The organism is Massilia sp. KIM, assembly GCF_002007115.1.
Classification (GTDB): domain Bacteria; phylum Pseudomonadota; class Gammaproteobacteria; order Burkholderiales; family Burkholderiaceae_D; genus Telluria.
This window is the reverse complement of the sequence record NZ_MVAD01000001.1, coordinates 2,593,094-2,614,411: the sequence shown is the minus strand read 5'-3', so window position 1 is coordinate 2,614,411 and position 21,318 is coordinate 2,593,094. Positions and strand designations below refer to the sequence as shown.

General features: G+C 66.8%; 23 protein-coding genes. 17 read left to right on the top strand and 6 right to left on the bottom strand.

The features are described 5' to 3' along the window. Positions 1-98: 98 nt before the first annotated feature. The 4 genes from B0920_RS11375 to B0920_RS25590 all read left to right on the top strand — a co-directional run bounded on the left by B0920_RS11375 (position 99) and on the right by B0920_RS25590 (position 1,855). Positions 99-497, top strand: a complete 399-nt coding sequence (locus tag B0920_RS11375; RefSeq protein WP_218669353.1) for a hypothetical protein — start codon at positions 99-101, stop codon at positions 495-497. Positions 498-651: 154 nt separating this feature from the next. Continuing rightward, positions 652-954: a DUF5076 domain-containing protein gene (locus B0920_RS11370; RefSeq protein WP_078032603.1), complete on the top strand. Its 303-nt coding sequence runs from the start codon at positions 652-654 to the stop codon at positions 952-954. A gap of 108 nt (positions 955-1,062) precedes the next feature. Further along, the gene (locus B0920_RS25595) at positions 1,063-1,296 is read left to right on the top strand and encodes a KOW motif-containing protein (protein ID WP_143745711.1); all 234 of its coding nucleotides are present in this window, start codon (positions 1,063-1,065) and stop codon (positions 1,294-1,296) included. A gap of 94 nt (positions 1,297-1,390) precedes the next feature. Next, positions 1,391-1,855, top strand: coding sequence for a hypothetical protein (locus B0920_RS25590; RefSeq protein ID WP_143745710.1), 465 nt, complete (start codon positions 1,391-1,393; stop codon positions 1,853-1,855). A 78-nt stretch (positions 1,856-1,933) separates the two neighbouring features. Here B0920_RS25590 and B0920_RS11365 read toward each other — a convergent pair whose 3' ends face one another. Continuing rightward, positions 1,934-3,283 carry a head GIN domain-containing protein gene (locus B0920_RS11365; RefSeq protein ID WP_078032602.1) on the bottom strand — a complete coding sequence of 450 codons (1,350 nt, stop codon included), beginning with the start codon at positions 3,281-3,283 and terminating at the stop codon, positions 1,934-1,936. 315 nt (positions 3,284-3,598) lie between these two features. On the opposite strand from B0920_RS11365, the gene B0920_RS11360 reads away from it, so the two are divergent. The 7 genes from B0920_RS11360 (at position 3,599) to B0920_RS11330 (ending at position 9,393) form a co-directional block, all read left to right on the top strand. Next, complete coding sequence (locus tag B0920_RS11360) at positions 3,599-4,114, top strand: hypothetical protein (protein WP_078032601.1); 516 nt, start codon at positions 3,599-3,601, stop codon at positions 4,112-4,114. Positions 4,115-4,120: 6 nt separating this feature from the next. Next, positions 4,121-5,713 (top strand): ExeA family protein, encoded by a 1,593-nt coding sequence (locus tag B0920_RS11355; protein WP_078032600.1) that lies wholly within the window; start codon positions 4,121-4,123, stop codon positions 5,711-5,713. 1 nt (position 5,714) lies between these two features. Continuing rightward, complete coding sequence (locus B0920_RS11350) at positions 5,715-6,479, top strand: general secretion pathway protein GspB (RefSeq protein WP_078032599.1); 765 nt, start codon at positions 5,715-5,717, stop codon at positions 6,477-6,479. After that, positions 6,451-7,041 carry a molybdopterin-guanine dinucleotide biosynthesis protein B gene (mobB, locus tag B0920_RS11345; RefSeq protein ID WP_229455383.1) on the top strand — a complete coding sequence of 197 codons (591 nt, stop codon included), beginning with the start codon at positions 6,451-6,453 and terminating at the stop codon, positions 7,039-7,041. The genes B0920_RS11350 and mobB overlap by 29 nt, the downstream gene beginning before the upstream one ends. A 13-nt stretch (positions 7,042-7,054) precedes the next feature. Further along, the gene (locus B0920_RS11340) at positions 7,055-7,252 is read left to right on the top strand and encodes a YjfB family protein (protein ID WP_078032597.1); all 198 of its coding nucleotides are present in this window, start codon (positions 7,055-7,057) and stop codon (positions 7,250-7,252) included. Between the two features lie 136 nt (positions 7,253-7,388). Beyond that, positions 7,389-7,709 carry a DUF2282 domain-containing protein gene (locus tag B0920_RS11335; RefSeq protein WP_078032596.1) on the top strand — a complete coding sequence of 107 codons (321 nt, stop codon included), beginning with the start codon at positions 7,389-7,391 and terminating at the stop codon, positions 7,707-7,709. 4 nt (positions 7,710-7,713) lie between these two features. Beyond that, entirely contained in the window at positions 7,714-9,393 is a 1,680-nt protein-coding gene (locus tag B0920_RS11330; RefSeq protein WP_229455379.1) for a DUF692 family multinuclear iron-containing protein, read from the top strand. Positions 9,394-9,459: 66 nt separating this feature from the next. Here B0920_RS11330 and B0920_RS11325 read toward each other — a convergent pair whose 3' ends face one another. From B0920_RS11325 to fumC, 3 genes are all read right to left on the bottom strand, one after another. Continuing rightward, positions 9,460-9,744 (bottom strand): DUF883 family protein, encoded by a 285-nt coding sequence (locus tag B0920_RS11325; protein WP_078032595.1) that lies wholly within the window; start codon positions 9,742-9,744, stop codon positions 9,460-9,462. A 100-nt stretch (positions 9,745-9,844) separates the two neighbouring features. After that, complete coding sequence (locus B0920_RS11320) at positions 9,845-10,057, bottom strand: RNA-binding S4 domain-containing protein (protein ID WP_078032594.1); 213 nt, start codon at positions 10,055-10,057, stop codon at positions 9,845-9,847. Positions 10,058-10,145: 88 nt separating this feature from the next. Continuing rightward, positions 10,146-11,540, bottom strand: a complete 1,395-nt coding sequence (gene fumC / locus B0920_RS11315; protein WP_078032593.1) for a class II fumarate hydratase — start codon at positions 11,538-11,540, stop codon at positions 10,146-10,148. Between the two features lie 88 nt (positions 11,541-11,628). Between fumC and B0920_RS11310 the strand changes: the two genes are divergently transcribed. Further along, on the top strand, positions 11,629-12,765 hold the full coding sequence (locus B0920_RS11310; protein ID WP_078032592.1) for a FimV family protein: 1,137 nt from the start codon (positions 11,629-11,631) through the stop codon (positions 12,763-12,765). 377 nt (positions 12,766-13,142) lie between these two features. Here B0920_RS11310 and B0920_RS11305 read toward each other — a convergent pair whose 3' ends face one another. Next, a complete protein-coding gene (locus B0920_RS11305; protein WP_078032591.1) occupies positions 13,143-13,424 on the bottom strand; it encodes a flagellar protein FliT in 282 nt (93 codons plus the stop codon). Positions 13,425-13,741: 317 nt separating this feature from the next. Between B0920_RS11305 and B0920_RS11300 the strand changes: the two genes are divergently transcribed. From B0920_RS11300 to B0920_RS11285, 4 genes are all read left to right on the top strand, one after another. Further along, a complete protein-coding gene (locus B0920_RS11300; RefSeq protein WP_078032590.1) occupies positions 13,742-16,366 on the top strand; it encodes a M1 family metallopeptidase in 2,625 nt (874 codons plus the stop codon). A gap of 35 nt (positions 16,367-16,401) precedes the next feature. Continuing rightward, entirely contained in the window at positions 16,402-18,465 is a 2,064-nt protein-coding gene (locus B0920_RS11295) for a M13 family metallopeptidase (protein WP_078032589.1), read from the top strand. A gap of 123 nt (positions 18,466-18,588) precedes the next feature. Continuing rightward, the gene (locus tag B0920_RS11290) at positions 18,589-19,206 is read left to right on the top strand and encodes a bifunctional 2-polyprenyl-6-hydroxyphenol methylase/3-demethylubiquinol 3-O-methyltransferase UbiG (protein ID WP_078032588.1); all 618 of its coding nucleotides are present in this window, start codon (positions 18,589-18,591) and stop codon (positions 19,204-19,206) included. Between the two features lie 70 nt (positions 19,207-19,276). Next, the gene (locus B0920_RS11285) at positions 19,277-19,453 is read left to right on the top strand and encodes a CsbD family protein (protein ID WP_078032587.1); all 177 of its coding nucleotides are present in this window, start codon (positions 19,277-19,279) and stop codon (positions 19,451-19,453) included. Positions 19,454-19,508: 55 nt separating this feature from the next. Here the strand turns inward: B0920_RS11285 and B0920_RS11280 are convergent, their stop codons facing one another. Further along, positions 19,509-20,600: an AI-2E family transporter gene (locus tag B0920_RS11280; RefSeq protein WP_078032586.1), complete on the bottom strand. Its 1,092-nt coding sequence runs from the start codon at positions 20,598-20,600 to the stop codon at positions 19,509-19,511. 138 nt (positions 20,601-20,738) lie between these two features. Between B0920_RS11280 and B0920_RS11275 the strand changes: the two genes are divergently transcribed. Further along, positions 20,739-20,927 carry a CsbD family protein gene (locus tag B0920_RS11275; RefSeq protein ID WP_078032585.1) on the top strand — a complete coding sequence of 63 codons (189 nt, stop codon included), beginning with the start codon at positions 20,739-20,741 and terminating at the stop codon, positions 20,925-20,927. Positions 20,928-21,318: the final 391 nt, after the last annotated feature.

Below are 21,318 nucleotides of genomic sequence, written 5' to 3'. Positions count from 1 at the left end.
GGCCAGAAGCGGACGTACGAGGTTGAGCTCTACAAGGACACAGATGAATCTCATATTGGAAAGGACAGACCAAGTCTGTTGGTTCACAAACATGCGCGATGCTCGATGCCGCGAACATTGCCCCTCAAGACTACGACTGGTACGTCAGCGACATAGAAACAAACTGGACACCACCGGGGTTCTCGCCAGTTGATCAATGGTTCTCTGGCGAAGAGCTGGCGTCATTTTTAGATGAACATGAGGTGCAATTCATCTGGGCAGTATTTGGTGCGGTCCCCAAAGGGTTTCGCTCCACTACTTCTCCTGCACCATGCGTTGAGGGCAACCCGAGCTACTGGAGCGGGGAAGAACCTGATCCTCAGCTTGATGGTGCCTTGTTCGAAATCGCTTGCTGGGACAGTAGTGGAACTATTCTCATCAATTTACCTGAGGAAGCCGCTCGATCATTCGTCGCGAGATTTACCGATACCCGGCCCTTGGCGAATGCACGGGTCTAACCACTGACTTAACGTCCGCTTTGGGGCGGATGCAGTCCTTCGTGACAGTTTGCGATTTTTTGCTCCTGGCGACCTGCTATGCTGAACTCGACGGCCGCCCCCGGCCAGAAGCGGACGTCTAGTCGCCGTCCTAACACGTTGCAACGGAGTCCCAATGAACGAACGTCCGATACCGGAAGCAGCCTTGCAAGACCCAAATTCCGCGGAAATGCTTCGGGTATGGGTAGCTGAAGGTCAACTGCATTGTTCGTTAAAAGTTGGGATGTACCGTGATGGGATGGGTATTGATGAGGAGGTTGCATGGGGAACCATCCTCGCAGATGCAGCGCGACACATCGCTAAACCACTGCAAGGTGGCGGAAGCCTGAACGAAACTGAGAGCCTAGCCAAACTCGTCGCGAAGTTCAACGACGAGGTGTCCGTGCCCTCATCTGAACTGAAGGGCGGATTTGTTTGATTCGCTCCGTCCGCTTCAGGTCGGGGGCGGACGCTACAGCAGGTCTGCAATCGGCCAAAAGCGGACCTTTAGCTAGACGGGTCAACTAGTCAACGACAAAGTTAAGCCATGAACAACAACGACCTATGCCAAGCGTTCCTCAGCCGCGAGAGTGTCCCCGGTGTTGAGTACCAGCATAACGATTATGTTCGGGTGATTGATGGGCCACATCGAGGTAAAAGCGGTTCACTCGTGTCCTTACTCGCTATCGGAACAGAACCCCGCTACCTAGTCGAGCTTGAAGAGGGTGGCGACATCGAATTGCAGCAGTCGCAACTCTGCTTTATTAGCCACGACAGCTAGGTACTGTGTTCGCTTCGGGCCGACAGCTGACGTACACTGAGCGGCAGCAGCCGGCCAGGAACAGACGTTCCACTTACCAGCGTCCCAAAGACTTATGGATGACGTACAGATACATCATGCGATGAAGATGTTTGATACAGCGAGCACGAGCATGCATGAGGCTGCATGGGCATCGCTCAAACCGCTAGGCGCCAGGGCTGTTCCTTTCCTGGCAGAGTATTACCCTCATACGAAGAAGGCTCAAGGCCGAGTCGCCTTGATCTTCCATGCTATCCGATTCGCGCGCGAGTCAGAGACCGCCTTTGAACTAGGACTTCTTGCCCTCAATGACAAGGCAACATTGGTTCGTTATCGAGCATGTGGTCTCTGTGCCTACTCTCTGAGGAAAGACGCGATCCCTCATCTGGAGCGCCTCTTACGACACACAGACGAGAAAACGGTAGACGATGCGCGAGCTGCAATCGATGCCATCCGCCGGAAAAATCACCATTACTTCATTGATCGCAGTCACTCGAACAGTACATTTTGGGAAGTCAATCCAGAGGATAGCCGTCACTGAAGACGTCCGCTTTGGGCCGAAAACGGACACGGCTGAGCATTTGCAATCGGTCGAACGCGGCCTGTTCGACAAGCACACTTACTCGCCGTGCTTGCGCCCCTGGCGATTCACCACCAGCAATTGCGCACCGTCGCGCGCCCCGCTGCGCTGCGCCTTGGCCGCCAGGGTCACCGCCGCGTTCCCCGGACCGCCCACTGCGATGTCGGCCCGCTTGGCAGTCAGCTTGCGCCCATCCAGGTTGCCCGAGCCGCTGGTGCGGGCCCGCACCAGGTCCACGGTGCCGTCGATCAGCGCATTGCCCGGCCCGCTCATCTGAAGCAGCAGGCGCTTGCCCGCCATGGTCGCGCTCAGGTCTCCCGAGCCGCGGAGGTCGCCGTCGAGCGTGTCCTCGACCCGGGCCAGGTGCACATTGCCCGGCCCCTGGTTCTTGATCACGGCCTTCCTGACCTTCAGGTCGTCGCCATCGAGGTCGCCCGAGCCGCTCAGGATCGCATTCAGCTCGCGCACCGTGCCCGCCAGGGTGACGTTGCCAGGGCCGGCCATGCGCACCACCGCCGTGCCGGCCTGCAGGCCGGCGGCATTCAGTTCGCCCGAGCCGCTCACCTCGGCGTCCAGGCTGCGGATCTCGCCGCCCAGGCAGGCGTTGCCCGGACCATGCTGGACGGTGCTGGCGCTGAGCACCGCCAGGCTGCAGCCGGTGAAGTCACCCGAACCGCTGATCTCGGCGCGCAGCTCGCGCGTGCTGCCGCTCAGCTTCATGCTGCCCGGGCCGCTCATGTTCGCCTGCAGCTTCGCCAGGCGCAGGTCGTCCGCCTCGAGGTCGCCCGAGCCGCTCAGCTTGGCGCTCAGCTCGTTGCCCACGCCGGACAGGCGCACGTCGCCCGGGCCAGACATGCTGAGGTCGACGTTGGCCGCCTTCACCATATGCAGGTCGGCGTCGCCGCTGCCGCTCACGCGCACGGCCAGTTCGCGCACCGCGCCGTTGGCCTCGAGATCGCCCGGGCCGTCCACGCTGAGGCTGAAACGGTCGCCGCTCACGTGATCCAGCCGGACGTCGCCGCTGCCCGACATCTTGAGGCTTTTCAGCTGCGGCGCGGCGATCTGGATAGTGACCAGGTCGCGCCGCTTACCGAAGCTGAAGGAAAAGCCGTTGCGCTCCACCGGACGCACGACCAGGGTGTCGCCGCGCAGCACCGTCTCGACCTCGTCGAGCTGCTTGCGCTCGCCGCTCAGCTCGATGCCTTGGCGGCCCTGGGCGCGCACCACCACGCGGTAGGGGCCCGACAGCTCGATCGCACTGAAGGCGCCCACCGTGCGCTGCTCGGTGACGGCCGCGTCGCCCGAGGTTTCGGCGTTGGCGCCCAGGGTGGCGAAGAAGCCGGCGCCGATGGCGGCGGCGAGGACGGTGTGCTTGAGGGCGGTTTTCATGTTGTGCTTACGGCAGGGGGGCGATGGAGACTGAACGATAGGGCAATGCGGCGCAAGCTGCCTGCGGAATACGACGGACGTAGAAATTTGTGGACTAAAACGCAAATACGCGCGACAGGCTGCTGAGGTTGACAAGAGGCAGTAAAAGCGACGAAGACTATGCCCGGCGCATGTGGTCCGACCACAACACGGGCGTGTGCGGCGTGCTGCGCAGCCGTCCGCATCACACCGATCCGACCCGGCATTGGCCGGTCCGATGGCCGGTCCCGCCCGGCAGTGTCATAATGGACGGATCGTCGAAGGAGATCCATCCCCGTGATCCGCTCACCGGACCCGCGCCCCCAGGGGCGTCGTCCACCGTCTTTCCTGCATCTGCCGCGTTTGCTTGCGGCAGGGCTGGCGCTGGCCTGCGTGCAGGCGGGCGCCGCGCCCTCGACTTTCGGTCCGGTGATCGGCGCCGCGCTGCTGTGCCGCAGCGCGCTCGACAACGCCTATTTCCATGACTACCTCACCAAGAGCTTCGGGCCGTCCTACAAGCGCGAGGGTGGCGCCTACTGGTTCCGCACCGACGCCACCCTGTGGGGCGCCCAGGTGCGTGAAGTGATGGTCAGCGATGACAGCAGCAAGCTCGTCTTCATCGGCGCGGTCACCGACAGCACGCCGGAAGAGCTGGAAAAATCGGTGCGCGCGGCGGCCGGCGTGGCCTTCCGCCCGGCGGACAGTTCGCCTTTCCCGGTGCGCACCTCGAATCCCGGCAGCACGATTGCCTACCAGAATGACAAAAGCAAAATATACTGCGCGAAGTTCAAACCGCTGCCGGCTGGCCGCTAGCATTGCATGTACAACAACTTTTTCAATCTGAAGCAAGCCCCGTTCTCGATCGCGCCCGATCCGCGTTATCTGTTCATGAGCGAACGCCACCGCGAGGCGCTGGCGCACCTTCTGTACGGCATCGGCAGCGGCGGCGGTTTCGTGCTGCTCACTGGCGAGATCGGGGCCGGCAAGACCACGGTGTGCCGCTGCTTCATCGAGCAAATCCCCGAGAACTGTCGCCTGGCCTATATTTTCAATCCCAAGCTGACGGTCGAGGAATTGCTGCTGAGCATATGCGACGAGCTGCGCATCGAGTTGCCGCCTGCCAGCAGCGGCCACCTGGGCGTCAAGGGCTATGTCGACGCCATCAATACCTACCTGCTGGCGTCCCATGCCCAGGGCCTGAACAACGTGCTGGTGATCGACGAGGCGCAAAACCTCTCGCCCGAGGTGCTGGAACAGCTGCGCCTGCTCACCAACCTCGAAACGAGCGAACGCAAGCTGCTGCAGATCATCCTGATCGGCCAGCCGGAACTGCGCGCCATGCTGGCCCGCCCGGAACTCGAACAGCTGGCCCAGCGCGTCATCGCGCGCTACCACCTGGGGCCGCTGCTGGAAGCGGAAACCGGCGCCTACATCGCGCACCGGATGGCAGTGGCGGGCGCCGTCGGCGTGCCTTTCCCGCCCGCGCTCACGCCCCTGATCCACCGCCTCGCGCAAGGCGTGCCGCGCCGCATCAACCTGCTGTGCGACCGCGCGCTGCTGGGCGCCTATGTCGAGAACAGTTCGCAGGTGACGCGCCGCATCGTGCAGAAGGCGGCTGAGGAAGTATTCGCCGGCGAAGCGCAGGCGCGCCGGAGCGCGCGCTGGCCCTTGCTCGCCGGCGGCGTGCTGGCGGGGGCGGCGCTGAGCGCGGCGGCCTGGCAGATCCTGCCGCAGCGCGCGGCGCCGGCCGTCCCGGCCACGGCGGCGGCGCCTGCCGCAACCGCGGCCGCGCCCGCGGCGGCGCCCAAGGTGCCGCTGCAGGACAACGAAACCGCCGCCCTGCGCAGCCTGGCGGCGCTGTGGGGCAAGCCGCTGCCCGGCGGCCAGCCCTGCGAAGTCGGGATGCGCCACGACCTGCGCTGCCACCAGGGCAGGGGCGGGCTGTACGAACTGCGCCTGCTCGATCGTCCGGCCGTGGTCACCCTGCATGAAGGACAGCGCACCGGCTACGCGGTGCTGGCGGGGATGGACGCTTCCAGCGTGGTGCTGGAAGCGGGCGGGAAACGCGAGCGCGTCCCGCTGGCCGATTTCACGGCCCGCTTCGGCGGCGAGTACACCACCTTCTGGCGCGTGCCGCGCGCCTTCCGCGACCAGGTGGAAGAGGGCGACCGCGGCCCGGACGTGGACTGGCTCGGCGCGCGGCTGGCCGCCCTGAACAAGGCCGCCGCCCCGGCCGCCGACCATCCGCTCGACGCGCGTACCCGCGAATGGCTGCGCGCCTTCCAGGCGGCCCAGAACCTGAAGGCGGACGGCGTGGCCGGGCCGCGCACCTACATGCGTCTCAACCAGTTGTCCGGCGTGCCGGAACCGCGCCTGCTCGCCGCCGCCGCGCCTGCGGGGACGGGAAAATAATATGTCCTACATCCTCGAAGCCCTCAAGAAGGCCCAGGCCGAACGCCAGCTCGGCAGTGCGCCGACCATCCACGCGCCCGCGCCCACCTATGCCGCCCCGGCGGCCGCGCCGGCCGCCAAGCACCGCTACCTGCTGCTGGGCCTGGGTGCGGGCGCGCTGGTGGCGGCGGCCGCGATCCTGTGGCCGCGTTCACCGGAGCCGAAGCCGGCGGCGGCGCCCGCCCAGGTGGCGGCCGTCGCCGCGCCTGCCGCGCAAGCGGCTCCCACGCCTGCGCCCGCGCCTGAGCCTGCTTCTGCTGCTGCGCCTGTTGCCGATGCGCCCGCTTCGGTCCCGGCGCCAGCCGAGCCGGAACCGGCGCTGAAACAGGCACCGGAGCCGGCGCCAAAGCCACGCGCGGCGGAACCGAAGCCCCAGGCTAAACCCGCGCGCGAGCCGGAGCCGGCCAAGCCGGCGCGGGCCGAGCCTGCCGTCCCGCCGGCGCCGCCCGAGCCGGTCCGCGTGGCGTCGGCGCCAGCGCCTCAGCCGGCGTCCGAGGACAACCTGCGCAGCTTCCAGGAACTGCCGGAAGCGGTCCAGCGCGAGATTCCCCGGGTCGCCTTCGGCGGCTACATCTATTCGCCGAATCCGGCCGAGCGCCTGCTGCTGGTGGACAAGATGCTGCGCCGCGAAGGCGAAGAGGTGGCGCCCGGGCTGGTGCTGGAACGCATCCTGCCGAAGTCGGCGGTGATGAACTACCGTGGCAACCGCTACCGTGTCGGCTACTGAGCCGCCCGGGCAGGGCAGGGTGCTGCTGGTGGTCGGCTGGTCCGGCAGCGGCAAGACCTCGCTGCTGGAATACCTGGTCGGCGCGCTGGCCGCCGAGGGCCTGCGCGTGAACGTGGTCAAGCACAGCCACCACGACATCGAGCTCGAACCGCCACGCAAGGACAGCGCCCGCCTGCGGATGGCCGGCGCGGCCGAGGTCATGCTGGCCTCGCCCTACCGGCTGGCGATCATGCGCGAGCTGCGCGGCGCGCGCGAACCAGCGCTGGCCGAGCTGCTCTGCCGGCTGTCCCCGGCCGACCTGACCCTGGTCGAAGGCTACAAATGGGAAGCCCTGCCCAAGCTGGAAGTGTTCCGTCCCGCGCTGGGCAAGGCGGCGCTGTATCCCGAGGACCCGGACGTGCGGGCGGTCGTCTCCGACGCCGTGCGTCCCGGCGGCCTGGCGGACGGCCTGGCATGGCTGGATCTGAATGCGCCAGATCAAGTGCTGGCCTGGTTGCGCGACTTTATGCGCGAACACCCTCAAGTTCCGGCCCAGGCTGCCGTAAATGGTGGATACGCCTGATTGGGAGTTCACCATGGATGTGACGAATATTGCAAAGCTGACAACCAGCATCGCCGAAACCGGTAACCGCCAGGAAGTCGGTCTGGCCGTGCTCAAGCGCGCCCAGCAGATCGAGCAGTCGACGGCCGTCCAGATGCTCGAAACCCTGCAGGCGGTGCCTTCGCCCAACCTGCCTGCCCACCTCGGCAACAAGATCAACACCACCGCCTGAGCGTCGCCGGTGCGCCGGCCGGCGTGAGCAGCCGGCCTGACCTGCGGGCTCGGCCAGCGGCTTGAGCAGCCGGGTTGATTTTTTCGGTGCGGGAGCCGACACTGTCGTCCGTCCCCCACCGCCATCGGAGTTCCCCATGTCCCACCGTTCCACCCTGATCGCCGCCGCCCTGGCCGGCGTCTGCGCCGCCCCCGCCCACGCCCAGGACCAGATGGGCGTGCCGAAGGCCAACCAGGAAATGTGCTACGGCGTGGCCAAGGCCGGCCAGAACGACTGCGGCACCGCCACCCACGGCTGCGCCGGCATGGCCGCCACCGACAAGGACCCGGCCGAGTGGAAGTTCGTCGCCAAGGGTACCTGCGCCAAACTGGGCGGTACGCTCCAGCCGGCCAAGTCAGGCAAGCCGGCCGAGGCCGCGCCGCCAGCCGACCCCAAGGCCGCCACCTCCACGCAATAAACCGGTGCTGCCGCACGCCGGCGTCGGCGTCGGACTGCGCACGCCGCACGTCCCCGCCTTCCTCGAACGGCGCCAGCCGGTCGGCTGGCTCGAAGTCCATTCCGAAAACTACCTGGCACGCGCCGGCTGGGACTGGCACGTGCTGGAGCGCCTGCGCGCCGACTATCCGATCAGCCTGCACGGCGTGGGCCTCGGCCTGGGCTCGGCGCGCGGCTTTTCCAGCGGCCACCTGGCCCGGGTGCGCGAACTGGTGCGCGCGCTCGATCCCCTGCTGGTGTCGGAACACCTGTGCTGGGGCGCGCTCGCCGACCGCCAGCTCAACGACCTGCTGCCGCTGCGGCTCGACGAAGCCATGCTCGGCTTGATGAGCGCGCGCGTCCAGCAGGTGCAGGACGCCCTGGGGCGCCGTCTGCTGGTCGAAAACGTCTCGAGCTACGTGCGCTTTCGCGGCGACACCATGAGCGAGGCGCAATTCCTGGCCGAACTCGCGCGCCGCAGCGGCTGCGGCATCCTGCTCGACGTGAACAATCTCTATGTGAACCAGCGTAATCATGGCGAGGACGCGCTGGCGGCCATCGCCGCGTTGGACCCGGGAAGCGTGGGCGAAATCCATCTCGGCGGGCATCTGGAAACGCCGCAAGCCGTGATCGACCACCACGGCGCGACGATCGCCGAACCGGTGTGGGAGCTGTTCCGGGCGGCGCTGGCGCGCTTCGGCCAGGTGCCGGCGCTGATCGAATGGGATACCGGGCTGCCGGCCCTCGAGGTGCTGCTGGAGGAAGCGCGGCGCGCGCAGGCGATCGCGGGCGAGTTCGCGCCACCCGCGCGTGCCGGGGCGGCGCCGCGCGCCGCCGCCTGGCCGGCGGTGGAGGACGCGGGCGCGGCCGAGCTGCAGGCGCGTTTCGCCGGCGCCCTGGCCGACCCCGGGGACCACGCCCTGGCGTCCGAATTGCGTGGCGACCCGGCGCGCCTGGCCGTCTACCGGGGCAATCTTGCCGCCAACTGGCGGCGCGCCCTGGCCAACGCCTATCCGGTCATCGAGCAGCTGGTGGGCGAGGAAGGATTCGGCGCGCTGGCCCATGCCTACGGCAAGGCCCATCCCTCGCAAGACCCCGACCTGAACCGCTTCGGCGCGCAGCTTTCCACTTTCCTCGCTGGTTTCGCGCCGGCCCGCGAGCTGCCCTACCTGGCCGACATGGCGCGTCTCGAGTGGGCCCTGCACCTGGCCTGGATGGCCGGGGACGCCGGGCCGCTCGCCTTCGCGGCGCTGGCCGGGATGGACCCGGCGCGGCTGGCCGCGGCGCGCTTGTCCCTGCACCCGAGCTGCGCCTTGCTGTCCAGCCCCTGGCAGGTGGCGCGGCTATGGCGCGCGCACCGGGAGGAGGACGTGGACTTCCCCACTGACATCGCCGGGGGCGCACAAGCCCTGGTGATCCGGCGGCGCTGGACGCTCGAGGTGCTGGAGTTGTCGGCGCCCGAGCACGCGGCCCTGCAGGCAATCGCGCAGGGCGCCGAACTGGCGCAGGCTTTCGACGCGGCGCTCGCGCGCGCCGAAGCGGACGGCCTGGCGCCGCCGGACCTGGGCGCGATGCTGCGCCGCTGGTTCGCGTGGGAGGCGGTGACGGGGATCGTGTTGCCGGAGGAGGAAAGCGCTGCGGCTATCCTTCCTGCCCAGCGGGACTGAGTTCGAGGGAAGGCGCAGCGAGCGGCGCCGCCGCGAGCGCGGCATGCGTCGCCCTGGTCGCGCGGATCAGTGGAAGGCGCGCAGGATGCGCTCTTCGCCCGTGCGGTCGTGGAAACGTTCGTTGGCGGCGCGGGTGGCGGCCATCATGCGTTCCAGTTGCGCGTCTTCGAAACGCGCCAGTTCTTCGTTCGCCGCTTCCAGCGCCAGCGCCAGCTTGGCGCGTGCGTTCTGGTACAGGGCGCTGCTGTAGTGATCGGTGTTCTTGAGCAGCTCTTCCGCGTTCTCGATCACCATGCGCAGGTCGCCGATGAGCTGGTCCTGCGAGCGTGTGTGGTGTTCCGGGGTTTCCATCGCCTTCACCTTTGAGCCGGTTTGATGATGTCTAAAATATAAACAAGGAAGCCCCGCTCTGTTTGTTAGCGCGCAAACATAAGCCCGCCTAAACGGCTCGTTATTGCACGCGAATTTGCAGGTCGCCGACCGTCACGGTCTGCCCGCTGCGGATCTTCGCAGTCTTGCGCAGCTCCTGTTTACCATCGACCGACACCACGCCGCTGGCGACCATGTTCTTGCCGGCGCCGCCGCTGTCGACGAGGCCGACCAGCTTCAGGAGCTGGTTGACCTCGACAAATTCTGATGTCAAATCGAAAACTATTTTCTGCATTCTATCCTCGGGATGGGTGAAGGCGGCGTACGATTCAGTCCGCCTGGCGGTGGGCGCGCGGCCCACCGGGTCATACGCCGCGCAGTCCCTACACGCGGTCGGGCCGGGTCATCTCGATCGGCACGATCCACTGCTCGAACTGCTGCTCGTCCACGAAGCCGGTCTGCAGGGCGGCCTGGCGCAGGGTCAGGCCTTCATGCGACGCCTTCTTGGCGATTTGCGCGGCGCGATCATACCCGATGTGCGGGGCCAGCGCGGTCACCAGCATCAGCGATTTTTCCATCAGCTCGCCGATACGGGCGTGATTCGGCTGGATGCCCTGGGCGCAGTGCTCGTCGAAGGAACGCATGCCGTCCGCCAGCAGGCGGGCGCTTTGCAGGAAATTGTGCGCAATCATGGGCTTGAACACGTTCAGCTCGAAGTTGCCCTGCGAGCCGCCGACCGTGAGCGCGACGTCGTTGCCGAACACCTGGCAGCAGATCATGGTCAGGGCTTCGCACTGGGTCGGGTTGACCTTGCCCGGCATGATCGAGCTGCCCGGTTCGTTCTCGGGGATGGTGATCTCGCCCAGGCCCGAGCGCGGGCCGGAAGCCATCCAGCGGATGTCGTTGGCGATCTTCATGAGCGCGGTGGCGAGGGTCTTGAAGGCGCCGTGGGCGCCGACCATGGCGTCGTGGCCGGCCAGGGCCATGAACTTGTTGGGTGCGCTCTTGAAGGACAGGCCGGTGCGCGAGCCCAGCTCGGCGGCGATGCGCGGCGCGAAGTCCGGGTGCGCGTTCAGGCCGGTGCCGACCGCGGTGCCGCCGGCCGCCAGCAGCAGCAGGCCGGGCAGGGCGGCGCGGATCGCCTGCTCGGAGAACTCGAGCTGGGCCACGTAGCCGGAGAACTCCTGGCCCAGGGTCAGCGGGGTGGCGTCCTGCAGGTGGGTGCGGCCGATCTTGACGATGTCGGCGAACTCGCGCGACTTGATCTCGAGCGTGCCGCGCAGCTTGGCCAGCGCCGGCAGCACGCCCTTGGCGACCGCGATCGCCGCCGCCACGTGCATGGCGGTGGGGAAGATGTCGTTCGAGGACTGGCCCATGTTGACGTGGTCGTTGGGGTGGAGCAGGCGGCCTTCGCCGCGCTCGCCGCCCAGGATCTCGGAGGCGCGGTTGGCCAGCACCTCGTTCATGTTCATGTTGCTCTGGGTGCCCGAGCCGGTCTGCCACACGGCCAGCGGGAATTCGTCGGGGTGGCGACCCTCGAGCACTTCGTCGGCGGCCTTGATGATGGCGTCGGCCTTGTCGGCCGGGAGCTTGCCCAGCGAACGGTTGACGGCCGCGGCGGCGCGCTTGACCTGGGCCAGGGCGGCGACCAGCTCCGGCGCCATGCGCTCGCTGGAGATATGGAAATGGTGGAGCGAGCGCTGGGTCTGCGCACCCCACAGGTGGTCCGCCGGCACCTCGATCGGTCCGAAGCTGTCCTTCTCAATCCTGTTTTCCATGAAATGTATCCTGTGCATGAGGGTTTGATTAAAGAGTTTAGCGCAATGTCCGTTAACATCGCTGGGCCTCACTCGTTTCCTCTTCCCTATGGCTTGCCGCCTTCCACTGTTTTTTTCCTGCGCGCTGATCCTGTCCGCCGCCGCTAACGCCGCCGAGCTGGGCGAACCGCGCGTCGCTTCCTACATGGGCCAGCCGCTGGTCGCGGACATCGAGCTGAACCTGATCGAACACCCCGGCCAGAAGGTCGATGCGCGCCTCGCCCATCCGGAGGTCTACCGGGGCGCCAACATCGGCATGCCGCACGTGCTGTCGACCCTGTCCATGTCTGTGATACAGCGCGACGGGCGCCAGTTCCTGCACATCACCTCGCGCGCCCCGGTTGAATCAAGCCACCTGCATCTTTACCTCGAGCTCGCCGACGGCGGCCAGCGCGCGGTGCGCCTGGCCACCTTGTGGCTGACGCCGGACCCGAATCCGGCCCCGGCGCCGCCGCTGCCGGCCCGCACGCCGCCGCAGGAGCCGGCGCAGGCGCAGGCGGCCGCGCCTGCCGCCGTCGCCGTCGCCGCGCCGGCGCCCGCCAGGCAGCCGGCGAAGGCGGTGGAAGCGCCGGCGCAGAATGTGGTGGCAAAGACGCCGACGCCGAAGCCGGCGCCCAAGGAAGCGCTCAAGCCGGTCGCCAAGGCCGACAGCAAGCCCGCCCCCAAGCCTGAACCGCTTGCCACGCCCGCCGCCAGGCCTGAACCGCCTGCCGCGCCCCTTTCCGCGCCGGCCTCAAGCGCCGCCTGCGTGCCCGCCGCGCAGCCCGCGCCGTCCGCGGTGTGCGCCGCGCTCGATGCCAGGAATGTCCAGCTGCGCGCCCAGATCGGCCAGCTGGAAGACCGGGTCAAGGTCCTGCAGGTGGCGATGGGCGCCAAGCCCGCCGAGCTCGAGGCCTTGACGCCGGCCGCGCCCAAGACCCACAAGCGCAAGAAGCCCGCTCCCGAACCGGTCGACGAGACGCCCTGGGGCTGGATCGCCGGCGGCCTGGGCGCGCTACTGGCCTTGGCCGGCGGGGTCGTGCTGGCGCGCCGCCGCAGGAAGGCGCCGGCCGCGCCCGTAGCGGACAGTCCGAAGGCAGGGCTGGCCGCGCGTCTGCGCCAGCGCTTCATGCGCAGGAAACCGGCCGAACCAGGCGTCGAACCCAGCCTTGAAGCTTCCGCGCACGACACGTCTACACAAGTCTGAAATTGGGTTATACTGAGCCCGTGATCGATGAGATCGCAGACGGCTCAGGGTCTGGCGCAGCCACCACCGATAGCGTGGCGCGGAAAGCAGACGATCGTTGAGGAAACGCCTGTGTCCGGAAGCAGTCCGCTTGCCTACTGTGTGCGACGGACGCCGGGAGCAACCGGCAAGAGGCGACGCCAGGAGATACCTGGTGCTCGCTCTCCCCAATTCGCGGCTGAGCCTAGGCTCGGTGGCAAAAAAAAGCGCCTGCGGGCGCTTTTTTCATTTCCGCCCGTGATGCACGCCCGTGATGCACGTCCGCGATGTGCGCCGGGAGCAGGGGGCAAGAAAAAAGGCGCCCACGGCGCCTTTTGTCATTCTTTCAAGTGAACGGCTCAGTGAGCGGCCATCGCGCGCTCGAGCTGCCCCATCCAGGGATCGGTCACGTCGCGGATCGCGCGGTCGTTCGCCATCAGCTGCTTGAGCAGGTCGATCTTGCGCAGGCGCTTGGCGCCGTCCAGCGCCGGCACGCCGCCGGCGGCGACACGCGCTTCGGTCTTGGCCTCGGCGCCCAGCTTGTCGAAGCCCTTCCAGTCGCCACCCTGGGCTGCGGACGCCATTTGGCCCGTCAGGTTGTTCAGGTTTTCGTACATGGCGAGGACGTCGTTCGCGGTCATATTTGCACCAAGGCAAGTAAATTCCGGCCGGATTGCCGGTTGTCTACATCGTTTACGGACGGGCTTGAGGGAACTTTAGGGTTTTCCAAAAAATTTTTTGAATATTTTTTAGCGAGCTCAAACTTGCCATCCTGGCATCGCCGACCCGTATGGCATGCTCCGGCATGTGCCCGCCATTCCCCAAATTCAGCAGTTTGGCCGCGTTTTTTGCAGTCTGTCGCATTCCCGCCGCGCTGGCCGGGCGCGCTGCTTAGAGTGCATGCTGAGTTCTTGCGCAGTCCGGCGCCAGTCCGGACGCCCATACGAGAGAGAGAGTCATGAGAGACAAGCCGGTCCTGCGCACCGCGGCAGCGGTTGCGCTCGCTGTATCGAGCGCCTGCGCCCTTGCGGAAGCGCCGTTTTCCTTTGCCACCACCCAAGGCAAGCTGCCCAAGGACGTGGTGCCGGTCCAGTACACCGCCCACCTGAAGACCGACCTGGCCGGCAATGCCTTCCGCGGCAGCCAGACCGTCGACATCGAGGTCCTGAAGGCCACCTCGACCATCATGCTGAACGCGGACAACATGGAGATCGAGGGCGCCAGCCTGTCCGGCAAGGGACTGGCCCCGCTCAAGCTGAAGCCGGTGCTCGACCGCGAGCAGCAGACCCTGCGCTTCGACCTCAGGCAACCGCTGGCGCCCGGCAAGTACCAGCTGGCGCTGCAGTTCCGGGGCCTGATCAACCGCGAGGCGCGCGGCATGTTCTACGTGAACTACAAGGCCAAGGGGGTGGACAAGAAATTGATCGCCACCACCATGGCCCCGGCCGACGCGCGCCGCGTGCTGCCGACCTGGGACGAGCCGGCCTTCCGCGCCCGCTTCAAGCTGACGGTCGACGTGCCGGCCCATTTCAAGGCCTATTCGACCACCCCGGTCGAGCACCAAGAGCCGATCGCAGGCGGCATGCAGCGCATCAGCTTCGGCAACACGCCCAAGATGCCGAGCTACCTGGTGGTGCTGGTGGCGGGCGAGATGGAGCGTTTGTCGGGCCAGCAGGACGGGGTCGATATCGGCATCGTGACCACCGAGGGCAAGCTCGCCTCCGCCGCCTTCCCGCTGGCTGCCACGCGCGACCTGCTGCACTACTTTAACGATTACTTCGGCATTCCCTATCCGCTGCCCAAGCTGGACCAGATCGCCATCCCAGGCGGCTTCAACGGCGCCATGGAGAACTGGGGCGCGGTGGTCTACAACGAGCCGACCCTGCTCTACGACCCGCAGCGCAGCCCCGAAAAGGTCAAGAAGCTGACCTTCAACATCAATGCCCACGAGGTGGCCCACCAGTGGTTCGGTAATCTGGTGACCATGGCCTGGTGGGACAATCTCTGGCTCAACGAAGGCTTCGCCTCCTGGATGGCGGCCAAGGCCACCCAGCACTTCCACCCCGAATGGCGTCCCTACCTGGACGGCATCGCCGAGCGCGAGTACGTGCTCAACCTGGACGCGCGCAAGACCACCCATCCGATCCAGCGGCCGATCGACAACGAAGAGCAGGCCGCCGCCGCCTTCGACCCCATCACCTACCACAAGGGCCAGGCCTTCCTGCGCATGCTCGAGGCCTACCTGGGCGAAGAACCCTTCCGCAAGGGCATCCGCGCCTACATGGCCAGGCACCAGTATTCGAACACCACCTCGGCCGACCTGTGGCAGGCGCTCGAGAAGGCCACCGGCAAGCCGGTCGAGAAGCTGGCCTCGGACTGGACCCTGCAGCCGGGCTTCCCCCTGATCAGGGTGGAGCAGGTGTGCGAGGACGGCAAGCGCAAGGTTACCTTGTCGCAGGAACAGTTCCGCCTGGACGAGCCGGCGCTTGAAAAACGCCTGTGGGCTATCCCGGTCCAGGTGGGCGTGGTGGACGGCAAGGCCTGGACCATGCTGCTGTCCAACCCCAGCAAGAGCTTCACCCAGGCCAGCTGCGAAGGCACCCTGGTGGTCGACCCGTACAGCGTGGGCTATTTCCGGGTGCACTACGATCCGGCCAGCTTCCAGGCCCTGGCCTCGCAGGCGCCGCGCCTGCGCGATTCGACCCGTCTCAAGCTCCTGACCGACACCTGGGCCATGGTCGCGGCCGGCCACATGCAGCTGGACGGCTACCTGAACCTGGTGCGCAAGTACCGGGACGAGCCGCGCCTGGCGGTATGGGAGTCGATCCTGGCCAACCTGCGCACCCTCGACACCCTGGCGCGCGGCGAGCCGGAGCAGGCGAAGATCCGCCGCTTCCTCATCGAGCTGGCCGGGCCGAAGTTCGCCCAGCTCGGCTGGGACGAAAAGCCCGGCGAAGCGATCGAGGACGCCGAGCTGCGCGCACTGCTGGCCACCGCGATGGCGCGCGCCGGCGACCCGCAGGCGACCGCCCAGGCCAAGCGCCGCTTCGCCGGCTACCTGAAGGACCCATCCTCGGTGAGCCCGGCCATGATCGATTTCGTCACCAGCATCGCCGGCCGCTATGCCGACCAGGCCACCTACGAGGCGCTGGCGGCGCGCGTGGCCAGCGCCGCCACCAGCGAAGAGCGCAACCGCTTCGGCAAGGCCCTGGTGGCCGCCCAGGACCCGGCGCTGGCCGAACGCACCATGAAGGCGCTGCTGTCGCCCGAGACCCCGCCCGACCTGCTTCCCTACCTCGTGGGCGGCGTCGCGAACGAGCACCTGGACAAGACCTGGGCCTTCGCCACCGCCAACCGCGAGGCGTTGCTGAACAACATGGAGGCGCTGGGCCGCTACGGCCTGTTCGCGAGCATCGTCGGCTCCTCGAGCAACCCGGCCCATGCCGAGATGATGGAAGACTACATGCGCAAGAACTTCGGCCCGGACGCCGTGGTCGAAGCCGAACGCGTCGGCAATGGCGTGCGCCTCCGCGCCGCCCAGAAGGCGCGCCTGCTGCCGCAGGTGCGCGCCGCCCTGCAATGAACCCAACAACGATACCTGGAGAGAGAAGGGAACCCATGAACACCCGCCGGACACCGATCAAGACAGCCGTTTCCCTGGCCCTGTGCGGCGCCATGCTGGCCGCCGCCCCCGCCTTCGCCGCCGATCAAGTCGCCGCCACCGCCGCCCCGGCCAAACCGGCCGCCGCCACCATGCTGCCGGGCGACGATTTCTTTGCCTGGGCCAACAGCGAATGGCTGGCCAGGACCGAGATCCCGGCCGACCGCGGCGCCTGGAGCTCGATGCACGCGCTGGCCGACGAGACCAATGGCCGCATCGTCAAGCTGATCGAAGCCGCCGGCGCCGACAAGTCCGCCGGCGCCGAGGCGCGCAAGGTGGCCGATTTCTACCAGGCCTACATGAACGAAGCGGCGATCGAGGCGGCCGGCCTGGCCCCGCTCAAGCCCCACCTCGCCAGGATCGAGGCGGTCAAGACCCGCGCCGACCTGGCGCGCTTGCTGGGCGCCTCGCTGCGCGCTGACGTCGACCCGCTCAACGCCACCGACTTCGAGACCGAGAACCTGTTCGGCGTCTGGATCAACCAGGGCCTGACCGATCCTTCGCGCAATCTGCCTTACCTGCTGCAGGGCGGCCTGGGCATGCCGGACCGCGCCTACTACCTCGACGACAACAAGAAGATGGTCGAGCTGCGCGCCAAGTACCGCCAGCACATCGCCGCCATGCTCAAGCTGGCCGGCTACGACAATGCCGAGGCGCGCGCCGACAAGATCTTCGCGCTCGAGACCGCGCTCGCCCAAAGCCACGCCACGCGCGAGGAATCGGCCGACATCCAGAAGGCCAACAACCTCTGGAGCGCCAAGGACTTCGCCGCCAGGGCGCCCGGCATGGACTGGGAGCTCTTTTTCAAGGCCGCAGGCCTGGGCAAGCAGGACCGCTTCCTGGTCTACCATCCGGGCGCCGTCACCGGCGCCGCCCGCCAGGTGGCGGCCACGGAGGTCGCGGTGTGGAAGGATTACCTGGCCTTCCATTTGGTGAACCAGTTCGCCAGCGTGCTGCCGAAGGCCTTCGGCGACCAGCGTTTCGCCTTCTACGGCACGGCGCTGGCCGGCACGCTGCAGCAGTCGCTGCGCTGGAAGCGGGCGCTGGCCGCCACCAACGAGGCGATGGACGACGCGGTGGGCAAGCTCTATGTGCAGAAATACTTCCCGGCTGAGAACAAGGCGCGCATCCAGCAGATGGTGGCGAACATCAAGGATGCCTTCGAACGTCGCATCGACAAGCTCGACTGGATGGCGCCGGCCACCCGCGCGCATGCCAAGGAAAAGGTGCGCACCATGTATGTGGGCGTGGGCTATCCCGACAAGTTCAAGTCCTATGAGGGCCTGAAGGTATCGCCGACCGATGCGCTGGGCAACGTGGTGGCCGCGCAGCAATTCCACTACGCCCAGCAACTGGCCAAGCTGGGCCGCAAGCCCGAGCGCAGCGACTGGGCCATGCCGCCCCAACTGGTCAACGCGGTCAACCTGCCGATGCAGAACGCGCTGAACTTCCCGGCCGCGATCCTGCAGCCGCCGTTCTTCGACCCGCAGGCCTCGGACGCCGTCAACTATGGCGCGATCGGATCGGTGATCGGCCACGAGATCAGCCACAGCTTCGACGACCTGGGCGCCCAGTTCGACGCCCAGGGCCGCCTGCGCGACTGGTGGACCAAGGAAGACCTGGCGCACTTCCGCGCCGCCTCGCAAAAGCTGGTGGAGCAGTACAACGGCTACAAGCCCTTCGACGACCTGGCGCTCAACGGTCAGCTGACCCTGAGCGAGAACCTGTCCGACCTGGCCGGCCTGGCGGCGGCCTACGATGCGTTCAAGGCGGGCGCCGCGGCGGGAGCCAAGTCGGCGGGCGCGGAAGGCGAGCGCGAATTCTTCACCGGCTACGGGCGCGCCTGGCGCACCAAGATGCGCGAGGCCAGCCTGCGCCGCGCGGTCATGACCGACGGCCATGCGCCGGCCCAGTACCGCACCTATACCGTGCGCAACCTGGACGCGTGGTACGAGGCCTTCGACGTGAAGCCGGGGCAGAAGCTCTACCTGGCGCCGCAGGAGCGCGTGCGGGTCTGGTGAGGCGCCGGGCCCGGGTCGGCCAACCGGGGGCTCCGCCCCGTGGCTGACCCGATGGTGTCTGCCCATGTGGGGCGGAACGCGTTAGGATGACATCATCAGACCGCAACAGACGAAACCGAAGCGATGACCCCGGACGAGATCTCACGCCGCACCCTGGAACACTACAACCGCAATGCGGACGCTTTCTTCGCCGGCACCATCGACCACGACGTCAGCCAGAACATCGGTGCGCTGCTCGATGCGATCGAGGCGCCCGCGCCCTATACCATCCTCGACCTCGGCTGTGGACCGGGGCGCGACCTGAAGACCTTCACCGGGCTGGGCCACCGCGCGATCGGCCTCGACGGCAGCATCCGCTTCGTCGAGATGGCGCGCAGCTTCAGCGGCTGCGAGGTCTGGCACCAGGATTTCCTGCACCTCGACCTGCCGGGCGCGATGTTCGACGGCATCTTCGCCAACGCCGTCCTGTTCCACGTGCCCAGCGCCAATCTTCCCGCCGTGCTGGCCGCCCTGCATGGCGCGCTCAAACCCGGGGGCGTGCTGTTCAGCTCCAACCCGCGCGGCCACAACGAGGAAGGCTGGAACGGCCCGCGCTACGGCAGCTATTACGATTACGAAACCTGGGAAGCCCAGCTCCAGCGCGCCGGCTTTCTTCCCGTCCAGCATTATTACCGTCCGCCCGGCCTGCCGCGCGAGCAGCAGCCCTGGCTGGCCAGCGTGTGGCGCAAGCCGCTTGCGTGAACTGGCGCACAGAGCGGTTGCGATCAGGGGCCTAAGGTAGGGTTTCCTACATCACTAAGACGAGGTGCCTATGAACGAGGACCAGATCAAGGGCAAGGCCAAGGACATCGGCGGCAAGATTCAGCAAAAGGTCGGTGAAGCCACCGGCAGCCGCCAGCAGCAACGCGAGGGCCTGTCGAACCAGGCCGAAGGCAAGGTGCAGGAGAAAGTAGGCGATGTGAAAGACATTGTCAAAGGCAATCGCTGACGCATCCTGCCTTCCACGAAAAAGCCGCGCAATGCGCGGCTTTTTCTTTGCCGCCTCAGCTTGAATCCTTGCGCGGCGGCGTGCGGTCTCCCAGCACGTCTTCGATGTAGAGCATGCGCACCAGCACCGCCAGCGCGGCCGCCAGCGGCGTCGCCAGGGCCACGCCGGCCAGTCCGAATAGTGTGCCGAAGATCAATTGCATCACGATTACGAGCGCCGGCGGCAGGTCGACCGCGCGCGCCTCGATCAGGGGCTGGAGCAGATAGCCTTCCACCACCTGCACCCCGACGAAGAGCAGCACGGTGTACAGCGCCAGGTCGGGGCTGATCGACAGGGCCAGCAGCACGGCCGGCACGCCGGCCATGATGGGACCGAGATAGGGAATGAAGTCGAGCAGGCCGGCAATGATGCCCAGGATCAGCGCCAGCGGCACGCCCAGCATGCTCAGGCCGATCGAGGTCGCGATGCCGACGATCAGCATCGAGGCCGCCTTGCCGAGCAGCCAACTGGCCAGGGTATGGCCGAGCTCCTGCAAGACCTGGCGCGCGCGGTCGCGCCGGTTGCGCGGAATCAGTCGCACGAAGCCGCTGGTGTAGAGCTGGGGCGTGGCCGCGAAATAGATGCCGACGAAGAGGATGATGACCACGTTGCCGATCGCGCCCAGCACGCCCGAGAAGAACAGGCCTGCGTTAGGCACCATGTTGCCGAGCTGCTTGACGATCTCTTCCGGCGGCGGTAGTTCGGCGGCGACGCGCTTGAGCAGCGGGTGGTTCTGGACTTCGCCCTGCAGGCGTTCGACGGCGGCCGGGATTTCCTTGGCCAGTTTGCTGGACTGCTCGGAGATCTGGGGCGCCATGGCCCAGCCGCCCAGGCCGATGATGGCCAGCAGGAGGAGCACGATGGCCGCCAGGGCCCACTTGCGGTTCAGGCCGAGACGGCGATGCGCGATCTCGCTCAGCTTGTAGAACAGGACGGCGCACAGGATGCAGGCGAAGGTCAGCAGCAGGGCGTCGGCGGCGAGCACCACGGCGGCCACGCCGAAGATGAACAGGACCGCGATGCCATTGATGATGGTGACGCGCTTGGCCAGCCTGCGCTGGGTCTGCGGCGGATCGGAGTCCGGTGGGGGAGGGGTTCTATCGGTCATGACAGTGCCTCGGTGAGCGGCGGCGCCGCGTTGTAAAAAGATTAGCACCAAGGCTCGCCCGCGCTGTGTGCGGACGCGTACAGAAGACCTGCGGCTGAGTTGTTAACCTGTCATTACTGTTTTTGAAAGGAGAACGTCATGAACAAGGATCAAGTCGAAGGCAAACTGCAAGACATTGGTGGCAAGATTCAGGAAGAAGCCGGCAAGCTCGTGGGCAGCACCGAGCAGCAGGCCAAGGGCCTGAAGAACCAGGTGGAAGGCAAGGCGCAGGAGAAGCTGGGCGATGCCCGCGAAGCGCTGGATGAGGCGAGCCGTCGCCGGCCGTAAATCCTTGCTGGATGAGTGAGAGGGAACAGCCGCCTTCGGGCGGCTGTTGCTTTTGTGATGAGGGAGATGAAAAACGGCCGCTGTGATCGTCATGCCGTTCAGTTAGCGCATACGCGTCATTCGCGTAGGCCGGAAGTTAGTGCATACGCGTCATTCCGGCGTAGACCGGAAGTTAGCGCATACGCGTCATTCCGGCGTAGGCCTGGTCGGCCACGCCGGAATCCAAGTTTGTTGAGCTGGTAAGACGCTGAACTTGGGCCCCGGCCTGCGCCGGGGCGACGGTTTCTCTGCTAACTGAACACAATAGGCCGCTGGAAGCGGCCGTTCGGGTGAGCGCAAGTGCGACCGCAAGCGCTAGCGCAAGTGCAACCGTAAGTGCGGCCGCAAGCGC